We start from the raw sequence: 14054 nt of genomic DNA, 5'->3' as shown, positions 1-14054 counted from the left end.
CTACGCTCGTGGGGTGGGATCGCCTCTCGACGCCAAGCTTGCCTCCGCGCTAGGTGGCCGCACAGCTCAGTCGTTTTCGCGCAATCTGGGGCTGGAGACGGTCGGCGATCTGCTGAGCCACTATCCACGCCGATACGCCCTGCGCGGCGAGCTCACCGAAATCACGTCGTTGCCGATCGACGAGAACGTGACGATCGTGGCCGAGGTTGTGGACGTGCGCGAAAGGTCGATGCGCAATCGTCGGGGATCGATTCTTGAGGTTCGCATCAGTGACGGCCGCGGCATCCTGTCTCTCACGTTTTTTAACCAGGCGTGGCGAGCGAAGGAACTGCGCCCTGGCACCAGGGGAATCTTCGCGGGCAAGGTGGGCGATTACCGCGGTCAGCTCCAGCTGGCCCATCCCGACTACGAGCTTTTTGATGCGGATGCCGCCGATGCTGGGTCGGAGGCGCACAGGGCGTGGGCGGTGCAGCCTGTGCCCATCTACCCCGCAACGGCGGCGGTGACGTCGTGGCAGATCCAGAAGGCCATGGGCGTGGTGCTCGATACCTTGCCCCCTCTCGACGACCCGGTGCCCGCTTCTGTGCGCGCCGAGCGCACCCTCATGGACTTTCGGGAGGCACTTGAGCTGATCCACCGCCCGCACAAGGACATCGAGTGGCGGGCAGCGCGCAAGTCTTTGCGGTTCCAGGAGGCGTTTGTCTTGCAGGCGGGCCTGCTTCAGCAGCGTGCGGTTCTCCGGGCACGCGCGGCTACGCCCCGGGTGCCCAAGCCTGGCGGATTCCTGGAGCGCTTCGATGCCGCACTGCCGTTCACTCTCACGGATGATCAGAAGACGGTCGGTGCGCAGATCGCATCTGATATCGCCGAGCCGGTTCCGATGAATCGGTTGGTGCAGGGCGAGGTGGGCTCTGGCAAGACCCTTGTCGCGCTGCGCGCGATGCTTGCGGTCGCCGATTCCGGCGGGCAGTCGGCTCTGCTGGCGCCGACCGAGGTCCTGGCGGGCCAGCATTTGCGGTCAATCGTTGCGTCGCTTGGCCCCGATCTCGCGGCACGGCTGCGCCCCACCCTCATCACGGGCCAGCAGCCCGTCGCTGACCGGCGAAAATCCACGCTGGCCGCCGTCTCGGGCAGCGCGCACATTGTCGTGGGAACGCACGCGCTCATGAGCGGCTCGGTTGAGTTCTTCGATCTGGGGCTGGTCGTCGTCGACGAGCAGCACCGCTTCGGCGTTGAACAGCGCGAGGCGCTGAGGCGCAAGGGCTCCATTCCGCCGCATGTGCTCGTGCTGACGGCGACCCCGATCCCACGCACGGTCGCCATGACGGTGTTCGGCGACCTCGATGTTTCTACGATCGCGCAGCTGCCCTCCGGTCGCATCCCGATCGAATCGTTCGTGGTGCCTCTCGCCGAAAAGCCGTCGTGGAGCGTGCGGGTGTGGCAGCGCGTCGCCGAGGAGGTGGCCAAGGGGCGTCAGGCCTTCGTCGTGTGCTCGGCGATCGATCCCAAGCTGGGCGAAGAGGATGACGGCGAAGAAGTAGAGAAATCTGAGGTCGCGGCTAGGCCCGCAACCGTCACCGAGGTTGCAGCGGAACTCGCGCAGAACCCCGATCTCGCGGGTGCCCGCATCGGCATCCTGCATGGTCGTATGCCGGGGGAGGCCAAGGACGCCACGATGAGGGCGTTCGCGGCGGGGGAGCTGGATGTTGTGGTGGCGACGACCGTGATCGAGGTCGGGGTCGACGTGCCCAACGCTTCGGCCATGGTGATTCTGGATGCCGATCGGTTTGGGGTTTCGCAGCTGCATCAGCTGCGGGGTCGCGTTGGCCGCGGCGGTGTTCCCGGATTGTGTCTCATGGTTACGCGCGCGGAGGAGGGAACACTCGCCCGCGACCGGGTCGAGGCCGTGGCGGCGACCCTCGATGGTTTCGAGCTCGCGCAGAAAGATCTGGAGCTGCGCCAGGAGGGCGATGTTCTGGGCAGTGTGCAGTCCGGTGGGCGATCGAGCCTGCGTTTGCTGCGCGTGGCCAAGGATGGAGCCCTTATTTCGGCGGCCCGGGAGGTTGCCGCGAGTGTGCTGGAGGCCGACCCTGGGCTCGTCGACAGCCCTGCCCTGCGGGAGGCGCTCGGTCGTCGACTCGATGACGACGCTCGGGAATTTCTCGCCCGGTCCTAAAGGCGAACAAAGTTAGCGAGTGTGGGGGTGCTTCTGACCTATAGGGTTTGTCCATGAGCAGGATCGCCGTCGTCCCAGGTTCGTTTGACCCCGTTACCCTCGGGCATCTCGACGTTATCGATCGTGCCGCGCGCATGTTCGACGAACTTCACGTTCTCGTCGTGCATAACCCAGACAAGTCAGCGCTGCTGCCCGTGGCTCAGCGCATCCAGTTGCTTGAGCGCTCGATCGCCGATGCCGGGCTGCCCACCAACATTCGCGTGACGTCGTGGATGGTGGGCCTCCTGGTGGACTACTGCACGGATGTTGGGGCAAGCGTTCTGGTCAAGGGCGTGCGCTCGCAGGTGGATGTTGCCTACGAAACTCCTATGGCTATCGTCAACCGCAACCTCGCCGGCGTCGAAACAGTGTTCTTGCTGCCGGATCCTGGCCATGCCCATGTCTCGAGCTCGCTCGTGCGTCAGGTGGCCTCGCTCGGTGGAGACATCAGCCCGTATGTTCCTCGTGCGGTCGCGGATCTGCTTCAGAACCCCTAAGCGGCAAATTTTCCCGTTGCCCGTTAGGTAAGGCATGCCATACTTAGGTAATGCTTACCTCGCAACAGGCGGTCATCAGGGACGCCAGGCCCTCCTACCGCCCCTATCGCGTCGCGGTGCGGCGGATGCAGAAGCTCAGCCCGCATTTCGTTCGGGTAACGCTGGGCGGCGCGGAGCTGACGACGTTTGGCACGGACGGCCTCGACCAGCGGGTCAAGCTCGTGTTCCCCATCGAGACGGGGCCTGCCGCCGGTGACCTCAGCAACATCGGTGCCGACGACCCCGAGGTGATTGCGGCGGGCACCTGGTACTCCATCTGGCGCGGGCTGCCCGGTGAATTGCGATCGCCGTTCCGCACCTACACCGTGCGCGCGGTTCGGCCAGAACTCGCTGAGGTCGACATCGACATGGTCTGTCACGCTGAGGGTGGGGGACCGGCATCGCGCTGGCTCACCCGCGCCACCATCGATGACGAAATCATTCTCGTCGGCCCCGACGCCCAGAGCATCGACTCCGGGGTGGGCATCGACTGGCACCCCGGCAAGGCAACAGAGCACCTGCTTATCGGTGACGAGACGGCAGTGCCAGCAATCTGCTCAATTCTCGAGACGCTGCCGCAGGGGCGGCGCGCCCGCGCCTTTGTCGAGATCCCCGAGCACGACGATGCGCTTCCCCTGCAGCTGCGTGACGGGGTGGACATCACCTGGATTCCCCGAGGGGACTCCCCGCACGGCCAGCGGCTCACCGAGGCCGTCAGGGGGTGGGTCGCGACCAACGCCGACATTGTCCGCCCAGCGCTCGCATCCACTGCTCAGCAGGTCAGAGAGATCGACGTCGACTCCGAAATGCTCTGGGAGTCTCCCGCCACGGCCGATTCCGGGTTCTATGGCTGGCTGGCGGGGGAATCATCCGCCATCAAGTCCCTGCGGCGTTTTTTGGTCAGTGAGATCGGAATCGATCGCAAGCGCATCGCATTCATGGGCTACTGGAGGCTCGGCAAAGCCGAGTTGCAGTAGTGGCCGTTAACGCAATCCGCTCGGCGAAGGCGGGCGCACCCCAGAGCGCCGAGCGGCGGTCGCGCGAGCAGCACACGTCTGCCTCGGCCGCGAGGCGAACCCGGCGCATCGTCGGTCTCGCCGCCTCTGGTGTGCTTCTCGTGATCGCGGTCTGGCTCAGCCTGGCCATAGGCAACCGCGCCATCCCTTTCGGCGATGTCGTGCAGGCGCTCATCGCGCCGAATGCTGATGACCACGTGCACATGATCGTGCGCGACCTGCGCGTTCCCCGCACGCTCATCGGCCTCGCGGCGGGGGCGGCGCTCGCCGTTGCCGGTGCGATCATGCAGGGCATCACTCGCAACCCCCTCGCAGACCCCGGGCTACTGGGCGTCAATGCCGGAGCGTCGGTGTTTGTTGTCATCGCGATCGCCGCGTTCGGGGTTACGGCGCCGCTCGGATTCGTGTGGTTTGCGTTTGCCGGTGCTGCGGTCGCCGCCGTCGTCGTCTATGCGGTCGGTTCCTTCGGGCGTTACGGCGCCACCCCGGTCAAGCTCGCCCTGGCGGGAACCGCGGTCACGGCTATCGCCACGTCGTTCGTGACCCTCATGCTCATCAGCGACTCCGAGACCCTCAACGCCTACCGTTTCTGGCAGGTGGGCTCGCTTGCCGGGCGTGGCCTCGATACTTTTGCGCTCCTGTGGCCGTTCGTGGCAGCAGGCCTTGTGCTCGCACTGTTGCTGGGGAGAACCCTCAATCTGCTCGCGTTTGGCGAAGAGCTAGCGCGCGGGCTTGGTGACAATCCGCTCCTGTCTCGCACTGCCGCGGCCGTCGCGGTCGTTGTTCTGTGCGGTTCGGCGACGGCCCTCGCTGGTCCAATTGTCTTTATCGGGCTCGTGATTCCCCACGCAGTCAGGGCAATAACGGGGCCGGACTACCGCTGGATTCTCATCTTCTCGCTCGTTCTCGGGCCTGTGCTGCTCCTGGTGGCCGATGTCATCGGTCGGGTCGTTCTGGGCACGGGCGAGCTCGAAGCGGGCCTCGTGGTGGCCGCAGTGGGTGCACCGGTCATGATCGCCGTCGTGCGCAGGCTCAAGGTGGGCGCCCTATGACCGGGAACCCTTCTCTGGCGACGGATGCCCAGCCGAGAACGTTGACGGCCCGAAGCATCACCCGGCGCCGCGCAGCGATCGTCAGCCTCGTGCTCCTGGTGGTGATTCTCGTCCTCACGGTTGTCGGTGTCTCGAACGGTTCGTTCTCGATCGAGCCCTCCCGCATCCTCGCAACACTGTTCGGCCAGGGTGAGCGCGCAGAAGAGTTCGTGCTGTTCCGGCTTCGACTCCCCGCGAGCGTGCTCGGAATCCTCGTCGGCGCAGCCTTCGGCGTTGCAGGGGCGCTGTTTCAGACGCTCCTGCGTAACCCGCTCGCGAGCCCCGACATCATTGGCATCAGTGGTGGGGCCAGCGTTGCCGCAGCGTTCGGCATCCTGATTCTTGGTGTTAGCGGTGCCATGGTCTCGCTGCTCGCGTTCGTGGGTGCGGTCATCGTTGCGCTGGCTATTTATTCGCTCTCGTACCGCGGCGGCATCACAGGCATGAGGTTTGTGCTCATCGGCGTCGGCTTCGCCTTTATGGCCCAGTCGGTGCTCGGCTATCTGCTCTCTCGCGGGGATGTTCGCGAGGCCTCGCAGGCCCTCACCTGGATGGTCGGGGGGCTCGGTGGCGCAGACTGGCAGGGCATTGCGGTGCTCGCAATTGCGCTCGCCGTGCTTCTTCCGCTGGTGGCCGTGCTTGCCCCGCAGCTGAGCATGATGCAGCTCGGAGACGACGTCGCCGCCAGCCTGGGCGTCTCGGTCCACAGAACGCGGCAGGGGGTGCTCGCCGTCGCGGTAGCGATGACCGCTGTCGCCGTCGCCTTTGCCGGGCCCATCGCTTTCGTTGCCTTTGTTTCTGCGCCCATTGCTCGTCGACTCGTCGGGGGAGGGGCGCTCGCGCTGGTGCCCTCAGCCCTGGTCGGCGCAACCGTCGTGCTGACGGCCGATCTGCTCGGCACCTACCTCATCCCGGGGGCTTCGGTTCCCGCCGGAGTCATCACCGCCATCATTGGTGCCCCTTATCTGCTGTGGCTCATCGCCGCATCCTCGCGGCAATCCCGCGCCGCCTGACCCTACTAATCGCAGCAACCGCGTCCATTCAGGAGAACCAGTGAAAAAGAAATCAGCACTCGCCGTCGTCATCGCCGCAGCCATCGTGCTCGTGGGTTGCTCGTCCCCGGACGAGCAGAGCGCCGCAGAGGGGGCAACCATCGAGCATGCGTTCGGCGAAACCACGGTCCCCGCAAACCCGGAGAGGGTCGTCACTCTCGGATGGGGCAGCGCTGACGCCGCGCTGGCACTCGATGTCGTTCCTGTCGGAATGGAGACCCAGACGTATGGCGCCAACGACGACGGACTTCTGCCATGGATCGCTGAGAAGCTCGACGAGATGGGCGCGGATAAGCCCACGATGATTCCGGCGACCGACGAGGCGCCAGCATACGAAGACATCCTGGCTCTCGAGCCTGATCTCATCCTCGCCCCCTACTCGGGCATCACCGAGGAGCAGTATGAGCTGCTCAGCGACATAGCACCGACCGTTGCCTACCCTGAAGAGGCCTGGACTACCCCGTGGCAGGATGTCATCTCCATCGTGGGCGAAGCTCTCGGCAAGTCCGATGAGGCGGTCGAGGTTCTCGCCGACATCGACGGCGTTATTGCCGACGCTGCCGCGGCTAACCCCGAGCTTGAGGGCAAGACCGTAGCGGCGGTGTGGGATGTCGCCGGCACGTTTTATGTCTACCGAGCGGCCGACCCACGGGTGAGTTTCTTGTTCGGGCTCGGACTCGAGAACGCCCCGGCGGTCGATGAACTCGCCAACGGAGAGTCGACCTTCTACTACACGCTGAGCTACGAGCAGCTCGACCAGCTCGAGAGTGACATCCTCGTGAACTTCGCCGACACGCAGGCCGACGCTGATGCGTTCCTGGCTCAGCCCTATGCACAGGCGATCCCTGCCGTGGCCGCCGGTGCCGTAGCAAACATCACCGGAGTCGACTTGATCGCGGCGGTTTCGCCGCCCACCGCACTGTCGCTCACCTGGGGCCTGGACAGCTATGTCACAACGCTTTCTCAGGCTGCAGCGGCCGTCAAGTAGGCCGCGCTGGGTCGCCGATCGGTCGGGTTCGTCCCGGGTGGTGCGCTCGCGTCGTTCATCTGAAAGACTCGCATTCAGAAGATGAGGTGATGCTCGATGACGAACGACGCCGCGCCACTTCCGATCGGCGATTTCCACTCTCTCAGTAGGGCGATTGTCGCCGCCATCGAGACGGTTATCGACGGCAAGCGCGACGCTGTCGAGCTTGCGCTCACGACACTTCTCGCCGAGGGCCACCTGCTTATTGAGGATGTGCCGGGGGTCGGCAAGACCATGCTGGCGCGGGCACTAGCCCGCTCGGTCGATTGCACGGACAACCGCATCCAGTTCACCCCCGATCTTTTGCCCTCAGACATCACGGGCGTCTCGATCTACAACCAGGGCGTCGGCGGGTTTGAGTTCACGCCCGGCCCTATCTTTGCGAATCTGGTGATCGGCGACGAGATCAACCGGGCGAGCCCCAAAACCCAGTCGGCTCTGCTGGAGAGCATGGAGGAGCGCCAGGTCACGGTCGATGGCCGCACCCATCGGCTCGATCTGCCCTTCACCGTCGTGGCAACGCAGAACCCCATCGAAATGGAGGGAACGTACCCTCTGCCCGAGGCGCAGCGCGATCGTTTTATGGTGCGCATATCCATGGGGTATCCCGATGCGCTGGCGGAGCAGGCAATGCTGCGAACGCGTGAGTCGTCGAGCCCGCTCGAACGGCTGAACCCCGTCGTGAGCCTCGAGCAGCTCAATGACATGATCGCCACGGTGCGCGACATCTACGTCTCGACGGCGGTGGAACGCTACGCCGTCGCAATCGCCCAGGCCACGCGAGTTGATGCCGAATTGCGGCTGGGGGCTAGCCCTCGTGCCACGCTCCAACTGGTGCGGGCAGCCAAGGCGCGGGCGGCGCTCGACGGGCGAGATTTTGTCTTGCCAGACGATATCGATGCGCTAGTGGTTCCCGTGCTGAGCCACCGCCTCATCGCTGCAGGCCGTGCTGCGGGCGGGGCATCGAGTGAGGGGATCGACGCCATCATCCGCCGAATTCTTGCCGCGACTCCCGTTCCGCTGGGCGTTTCGGCAGAAGCTCCCCGGTAGTCGCATGGGCCGCCGCCGCAGACTCGATCTCACCGGCAGGGGCCGGGCGGTTGTTGCGGCGGCCGTGTCGTGCATAATTGCGGCCTATGCCACCGGGATCGACGCGTTTCTCCTCGTCGGCTCTTTTCTTGTCGGTGCCGTCGTGTTCTCGCTTTTCTCCGCCCATCACCGCCGACCGGTGCTGAGCGTTCATCGTACGTTCGGTGGCGGGCAGCCCATGGTGGGCAACCCGGTCTCGGTCGCGGTGGATATCGTCAATCTCTCGCCGCGGGCGACGGGCACCGTCACCTGGTCGGATGGCAGCGCCACCGGCACCGGGGTTAGCCCAGAGGGCGTGCTGCCCGAGCTGAGGGGGCGACGAGGAGACGTGGTCGACTCGTGCCGAGTCCAGTGGAGCTTTGTGCCACCGCACCGCGGCGATATGGGCGTTGGACCGCTCCGGCTCGGGGTCGAAGACCCGTTCGGCTTTGCCAGGGCTGCGGTGTCGGTGGGGGAGCTCACCGAAATCACGGTGGTTCCCCGCCATGTTCCTCTGCCGGGCCCTGGCGTTCTCATGAGCGACGCTGATGGCTCCGCGCGTCGCTCGAATCCGCGCTCGGTGGGTGGGGAACACGACATCACGACCCGGGGCTATCGCGTCGGGGATCCGCTGCGCAGAGTGCACTGGAGAGCGTCGGCCCATCACGGCCAGCTCATGGTTCGCCAGGAGGAGCAGCGCAGCAACGCGGTAGCGAGCATCCTGCTCGAAACCAGAGCGGTGGCCTATCAGGATGATCTGCTGCTGCAGATGGGCGATTCCGACGAGTTCGAGTGGGCGGTCTCGATGGTGGCATCGCTGGTCACGCACCTGGATGCCGAAGGCTTCACCGTGAACATCATCGAATCGGGTCGACCGCAGTTGACCGGTGCGGTGCATCCGCTCATCGGCCTTGCCCGGGTCGAACTCACCGACGAGTCGCGACCTGATGGCATTGTGCTGGCCCCGGAGGGTCAGAACGGGTCGTCGGGCCTCGGCGTCGTTTTCGCGGTTGTTGCCGATCTCGACGCGGCGATGGTCGCGGCGCTCACAACCGGCCGTGCGCGCTACGGCGCCGCCGTGCTCTTCGTGCGAGCGAGGGGCGTGCCGAGCGACCTGGAACTGCGGCTTCGCGTGATGGAACAGGTCGGCTGGCGATGTGTGATCGTTGATGACTCGATGTCGATAGAGCAGGCGTGGCTCAGTGTGAGCGGCGCTACACGTGCAGGGGGCGGTGGGCGTGGCGCACGATGAAGGCGTGTCCCGGCGCCCGTCGCCGTGGGCAGCGACCGGAGCACTCTTTGTTGCGCTCATGGCAGCGATGGGGGCGCTCCATGTGGCGCTCGAAGGCAGCTCGTGGTGGTTCGTCTGCGCGGGTGCCGCCGCCGCTGTGCTCGCGGCCTCAGGCGGCACCAGGGCTGCGCTGGGTGCCGTTTCGGCATCCCGAGCTTCGGTGGCCCGTCCAGGCCGGGCAAACCGGGCGATCATTGCCCTGCTTCCAACCCTTGTCGGATCCGTTGTCGCCATGATCCTGGTGCCCCTGTTCGTGGTTCCGTCGACCACGGTTCTTGGCCTCCCTACGACTCGAACGGGGCAGGCTCTCGAGCTCCTTTATCCTTTGGGCGCGGAGTCGCTATCGGCGCAGATCCCGCCGGCAGAGGTCGATGAGGGTGTGCTCGCCATTCTCGTGACGGGCATAGCCGTCATGGCGGTGCTCCTGGATGCGCTGGCCATCTCGCTGCGGCGTCCTGCGCTCGCCGGTATCGGGCTCATGGTGCTCGCGATCGCGCCGTCGGTGGTGGTCCGATCCGCCGAGTTCGGCTGGCTCCTGCTCACGGGTCTTGCGTGGCTGTGGCTGCTCGCCGCTCGCCGCCCTCTCCGGGGCAGGCGGGCATGGGATGCCGTAGCCGTCGGCGCCTCAGCGGCCGTCTTCGCTCTGCTCGTTCCCCTTTTCGCTCCGGTTCCCTCGGGCAGCACCGCGACGGGCTCGGGCGGTGGGGAGATCCGCATGGGGGTCAACCCCATCGTGGGTCTGGGGCAGGATTTGCGGCGGCCCGTCGTCAGAGAGGCGCTCGAGTATTCGACGACGTCGGGAACGCCCCGCTACCTGCGCCTTATGGCGCTCGAGGGCTTTGACGATTCGGGGTGGTTCCATGTGCCGTCACCCGCAGAGCCCCTTGAATCGGGGGCCGTTCCACCCCCGCCGGGGCTGTCCGATGACGTGACGCGATTCGTTGAGACGACGTCGATCACCATCCGCGAGCTGGGCGGTCTGTGGGTGCCGATGCCGTATCCGGCCGTTGGGGTCGAAGGTTTCAAAGCTGCCGCGACCTGGGATTTCGACACAGTGGCGCTCAGGGCAGATCGCAGGAGCGTGCGCGGGGAGAAGTTCTCCGTGTCATCCCTCTCGCTCGATCCCACCCCGCAACAGCTACAGGATGCCGGAGTCGCCGTCCCCGAGCCCTATCAAGATCTCGCTCAGCTCGACCCGTCGTGGCCTGCTGTGATCTCCGAAACAGCCGCTTCCGTTACGGTCGATGCGACCACGAGTTACGAGCGGGCGCTCGCAATTCAAGATTTCTTGCGCAACGGCGACTTTCTCTATTCGGAGAAGGCACCGGTGCGTGAGGGCTACGACGGCTCCAGCGCTGATGTCGTCGGCGTTTTTCTCGCAGAGGGCAGCGGATACTGCGTTCATTTCGCATCGGCCATGGCGCTTATGGCGCGCAGTGTGGGAATCCCGGCCAGGGTCGCTGTGGGCTTTCTGCCCGGCGAAAAGTCGGACGAGACGGGGTTCGACGAGGGGGAGACCGCGTGGCTGGTCACCTCGAAGGAGCTTCACGCCTGGCCCGAGCTGTATTTCGACGGCATTGGATGGGTCCCGTTCGAGCCGACGACCGGCAGGGGAGAAGTTCCTGACTACGCGGAGCCGGAGGCCCTTGACGACGTTGCCCCGGCGGATCCGAGCGCGGCTCCCGTGCCGTCGACTCGGCCAAGCGCTGCCCCCACAACCCCGCTCGCCCCGGCCGAGGCGCTGCCGGGCACGGGTCAGGCCGGCCCCACAAATTCGAGCCTGTCGCCCTGGTTGCTCGCGATCCCGGTCGTTGTGTTTTTGGCCCTCGTTCCGGCCCTCGCCAGACTGCTCGTCCGGGCGGTGCAGCTCTCCGCGGTGCGGCGGCGAAGGGCCGAGTCCGTGGTGGCGTGGAACGAGGTCGTGCGCTCGGCGCGTGATCTCGGGGTTCCCGTTGAGCCAGCGACCACGCCACGTCAGAACGCCGCGATTCTTGCCCGCCAGCTGGGCCAGCAGCAACCGGCGCTCGACAGACTGCTCGATGCCGTTGAGCGCGAGCAGTTCTCGCGCGACGACACGGGCTATCCGCGGGCGGCTTCCGACGCACGGTCGGTAATCCGCGGTCTCCGTCGCAGCGTGCCGTTGCGTCGCCGCGCGATAGCCACGCTGTGGCCCCGCAGTGCGATTGAGAGGATCATCCGCACCATTTCTTAGGGTGCGTTCGGCTCGTTTTCTGCCAGTGAACAGAAAGCGCCCCGCTACGACGACTAAGCTCATGGGGTGGCACAGCACAATAAATCTCCCTTGGCGATCAACATCCTCGATCTCGCGCACCGACCCGGTGAAATGCGCGAGGTCTTTGTTGAGACCAAGGCGAAGGAGCGCTTCGGCAATGCCGTCATCGCGGTAGAAGAAGGCACGCCGATCTCGGCGGATGTTCGTCTCGAGTCGCTTCATGACGGCATCCTGGTCACCGCTGAGGTCGACACAACTGCCTCAGGGGAGTGCGTTCGGTGCCTCATCGAGATCACCGAGCCGGTCGAAGTCGAAATCCAAGAGGTTTTCGCGTACTCTGAGACAGAAGGCTTCGACTATCTGGTTCAAGATGATCACGTGGATCTTGAACCGGTAATCAGGGATGCGGTGGTGTTGTCACTTCCGTTCCAACCGGTGTGTCAAGAGGATTGCCTCGGCCTGTGCCCCCAGTGTGGGGTGCGGCTCCTCGACAACCCGGGTCACGAGCATGAAGAACCCATCGATCCTCGATGGGCGGCGCTTGCCGGACTCGACAGCCTGACCGGGGCCCCCACCAATGACGTCATCAGTGCTGCGCCTGACGGCGACGCTGACAGAGAGAAGAGATAGCCATGGCAGTACCCAAGCGGAAGATGTCCCGTGCGAGCACCCGCGCCCGTCGCGCTCAGTGGAAGGCAACCCCTCCCACGCTCGTCAAGACCATCGAGGGCGGCAAGGTTGTTTACAGCCTCCCGCACCGCGCCAAGGTTGTTGAAGACTCCGCTGGCACCCCCCTGTACATGGAGTACAAGGGCCGCAAGGTAGCCGACGTTTAAGTCGCTCCTTCGGACACAGACTTTCGGATGTGCGCGTGAGCGGTGAGAAGGCGACCGGCTTTAAGGAGCCGGCCGACCTCGCTCTGCGGTTGTCGGTTGACGTCGATCTCGATCTTCTCGAGCTCGCGCTAACTCACCGCTCCTACGCGTACGAGCACGGCGGGGGCGCTCATAACGAGCGTCTCGAGTTCCTGGGGGATTCAATCCTCGGGCAGGCCGTCACCGTCAAGCTGTTCCTCGACAATCCCGACCTCGACGAAGGTGACCTCGCCAAACGGCGGGCAAGTCTCGTGAGTAGTGTCGCGCTTGCCGAGATCGCTCGTGCGATCGGGCTCGGTGACTACATCAGACTCGGTCGGGGCGAGGAACTCACGGGCGGTCGAGACAAGTCATCGATCCTCGCTGACACCGTCGAGGCCGTCATTGGCGCGACCTATTTGAGTGCAGGGGCCGACGCGGCAACTGCGCTTGTGCTGCGTCTTGTCGAGCCGCTCATGGCAGACTCCGCGCGCTTCGGCGCCGCCATGGACCCTAAGACGAGTCTTCAGGAGTTGGCCGCACGCCTCAACCGCGGCATTCCGACCTATGCGATCACCGATAGTGGTCCCGATCACTCCAAGCGGTTTCACGCGACGGTGATGATTGATGGCGAGGCCGCAGCAACCGGCGTCGGCAGCAGCAAGAAGCAGGCAGAAATGGCAGCCGCCCTCGAGGCTTGGAGCCAGCTGCAGGCCAAGGCCTGACGCATCCGCTGTGCCTGAGCTGCCCGAAGTCGAGGTCGTTCGCGCTGGGCTTGCCCCCGCAGTGACCGGTGCCGTCATTGAGGGCGTTGAGGTGTTCGACGAACGTTCTCTTCGCCGCCATGACGGGCCGTCAGAGGACTTCGTGCAGCGACTCACCGGCCGCACGCTAGTTGCGGCCAGCCGACGAGGCAAGTTCCTGTGGCTTCCGCTGTCGGATGATGGCGGGAACCTGCCCGACGAGGCACTCGTGGTTCATCTGGGCATGAGCGGCCAGGTGCTGCTGCGCGACCGTGATGCGCACGACCGCCTCACCCGCATCCGGCTCGACATCTCGCACCCGGTGCACGGCGCGCTGCGGCTGAACTTTGTCGACCAGCGCATCTTCGGTTCGATGGCGATCAGCCCGCTCGCGCCAACTGTGGACGCCCCTCGTGAGCGAGTGCCCGTACAGGTCGCGCACATCGCTCGGGATCCGCTCGACCCACTCTTTGACGACCGTGTCTTTCTCAAGCGCCTCGCCATTCGACGCACGGGCGTCAAACGTGCGCTCCTTGACCAATCGCTCATCAGCGGCATCGGCAACATTTATGCCGATGAGGCCCTCTGGGCATCCCGAATCCACTACGACCAGCCCACCGACCGACTGAGCCGGGCTAAAGCGACCCTTCTGCTCGCGGAGGTTCGCGTCGTGCTTGCCAAAGCGCTGCTCGAGGGTGGAACGAGCTTCGACACCCAGTACCTGAACGTGAATGGCGAGTCAGGGTACTTCGCCCACTCGCTCAAAGCCTACGGGCAGCAGGGCAAGGCGTGCCCGCGCTGCAGTCGCCTGATCGTGCGCGAGCAGTTCATGAACCGCGGCTCGCACTTCTGCCCGTTCTGTCAACGGGTGCGCTGAAACCCGGTCTTTTCTCACCGGTACCCAGGTACTGGTTCGCGATCAGATGCT

Annotated in this window: 13 protein-coding genes; all 13 read left to right on the top strand. The window is 65.2% G+C overall.

Features of this window, described 5'->3' with window-relative positions; genetic code table 11:
- Positions 1 to 13: 13 nt before the first annotated feature.
- The 13 genes from C2138_RS08910 (at position 14) to mutM (ending at position 14003) form a co-directional block, all read left to right on the top strand.
- The gene (locus C2138_RS08910; RefSeq protein ID WP_108517190.1) at positions 14 to 2176 is read left to right on the top strand and encodes an ATP-dependent DNA helicase RecG; all 2163 of its coding nucleotides are present in this window, start codon (positions 14 to 16) and stop codon (positions 2174 to 2176) included.
- Positions 2177 to 2229: 53 nt separating this feature from the next.
- Positions 2230 to 2712, top strand: coding sequence for a pantetheine-phosphate adenylyltransferase (coaD, locus tag C2138_RS08905; RefSeq protein ID WP_108517189.1), 483 nt, complete (start codon positions 2230 to 2232; stop codon positions 2710 to 2712).
- 50 nt (positions 2713 to 2762) lie between these two features.
- Positions 2763 to 3728, top strand: a complete 966-nt coding sequence (locus C2138_RS08900; RefSeq protein ID WP_108517187.1) for a siderophore-interacting protein — start codon at positions 2763 to 2765, stop codon at positions 3726 to 3728.
- On the top strand, positions 3728 to 4819 hold the full coding sequence (locus tag C2138_RS08895) for a FecCD family ABC transporter permease (protein WP_241961088.1): 1092 nt from the start codon (positions 3728 to 3730) through the stop codon (positions 4817 to 4819). Before C2138_RS08900 ends, C2138_RS08895 begins: the two co-directional genes overlap by 1 nt.
- Positions 4816 to 5871 (top strand): FecCD family ABC transporter permease, encoded by a 1056-nt coding sequence (locus tag C2138_RS08890; RefSeq protein WP_108517185.1) that lies wholly within the window; start codon positions 4816 to 4818, stop codon positions 5869 to 5871. The genes C2138_RS08895 and C2138_RS08890 overlap by 4 nt, the downstream gene beginning before the upstream one ends.
- A gap of 40 nt (positions 5872 to 5911) precedes the next feature.
- Complete coding sequence (locus C2138_RS08885) at positions 5912 to 6898, top strand: iron-siderophore ABC transporter substrate-binding protein (RefSeq protein ID WP_108517184.1); 987 nt, start codon at positions 5912 to 5914, stop codon at positions 6896 to 6898.
- A 96-nt stretch (positions 6899 to 6994) separates the two neighbouring features.
- Positions 6995 to 7987 (top strand): AAA family ATPase, encoded by a 993-nt coding sequence (locus tag C2138_RS08880; RefSeq protein ID WP_108517182.1) that lies wholly within the window; start codon positions 6995 to 6997, stop codon positions 7985 to 7987.
- Positions 7988 to 7991: 4 nt separating this feature from the next.
- On the top strand, positions 7992 to 9257 hold the full coding sequence (locus C2138_RS08875; RefSeq protein WP_108517180.1) for a DUF58 domain-containing protein: 1266 nt from the start codon (positions 7992 to 7994) through the stop codon (positions 9255 to 9257).
- A gap of 4 nt (positions 9258 to 9261) precedes the next feature.
- The gene (locus C2138_RS08870; protein ID WP_159078188.1) at positions 9262 to 11508 is read left to right on the top strand and encodes a transglutaminase TgpA family protein; all 2247 of its coding nucleotides are present in this window, start codon (positions 9262 to 9264) and stop codon (positions 11506 to 11508) included.
- A gap of 66 nt (positions 11509 to 11574) precedes the next feature.
- Positions 11575 to 12159, top strand: a complete 585-nt coding sequence (locus C2138_RS08865; protein ID WP_241961087.1) for a YceD family protein — start codon at positions 11575 to 11577, stop codon at positions 12157 to 12159.
- 2 nt (positions 12160 to 12161) lie between these two features.
- Positions 12162 to 12365: a 50S ribosomal protein L32 gene (gene rpmF, locus C2138_RS08860; RefSeq protein ID WP_108517177.1), complete on the top strand. Its 204-nt coding sequence runs from the start codon at positions 12162 to 12164 to the stop codon at positions 12363 to 12365.
- Positions 12366 to 12400: 35 nt separating this feature from the next.
- Positions 12401 to 13108, top strand: coding sequence for a ribonuclease III (rnc, locus tag C2138_RS08855; protein ID WP_108517175.1), 708 nt, complete (start codon positions 12401 to 12403; stop codon positions 13106 to 13108).
- A gap of 10 nt (positions 13109 to 13118) precedes the next feature.
- Positions 13119 to 14003 carry a bifunctional DNA-formamidopyrimidine glycosylase/DNA-(apurinic or apyrimidinic site) lyase gene (gene mutM / locus C2138_RS08850; RefSeq protein WP_108517173.1) on the top strand — a complete coding sequence of 295 codons (885 nt, stop codon included), beginning with the start codon at positions 13119 to 13121 and terminating at the stop codon, positions 14001 to 14003.
- Positions 14004 to 14054 lie beyond the last annotated feature (51 nt).

The organism is Salinibacterium hongtaonis (assembly GCF_003065485.1).
Lineage (GTDB): Bacteria > Actinomycetota > Actinomycetes > Actinomycetales > Microbacteriaceae > Homoserinimonas > Homoserinimonas hongtaonis.
This window is presented reverse-complemented; position numbering and strand designations above follow the sequence as displayed.

Coding starts and splice junctions, on each gene's coding strand:
- coaD (WP_108517189.1), top strand. CDS start 2,230: ATGAGCAGGATCGCCGTCGTCCCAGGTTCGTTTGACCCCGTTACCCTC.
- C2138_RS08900 (WP_108517187.1), top strand. CDS start 2,763: ATGCTTACCTCGCAACAGGCGGTCATCAGGGACGCCAGGCCCTCCTAC.
- C2138_RS08890 (WP_108517185.1), top strand. CDS start 4,816: ATGACCGGGAACCCTTCTCTGGCGACGGATGCCCAGCCGAGAACGTTG.
- C2138_RS08880 (WP_108517182.1), top strand. CDS start 6,995: ATGACGAACGACGCCGCGCCACTTCCGATCGGCGATTTCCACTCTCTC.
- C2138_RS08875 (WP_108517180.1), top strand. CDS start 7,992: ATGGGCCGCCGCCGCAGACTCGATCTCACCGGCAGGGGCCGGGCGGTT.
- rpmF (WP_108517177.1), top strand. CDS start 12,162: ATGGCAGTACCCAAGCGGAAGATGTCCCGTGCGAGCACCCGCGCCCGT.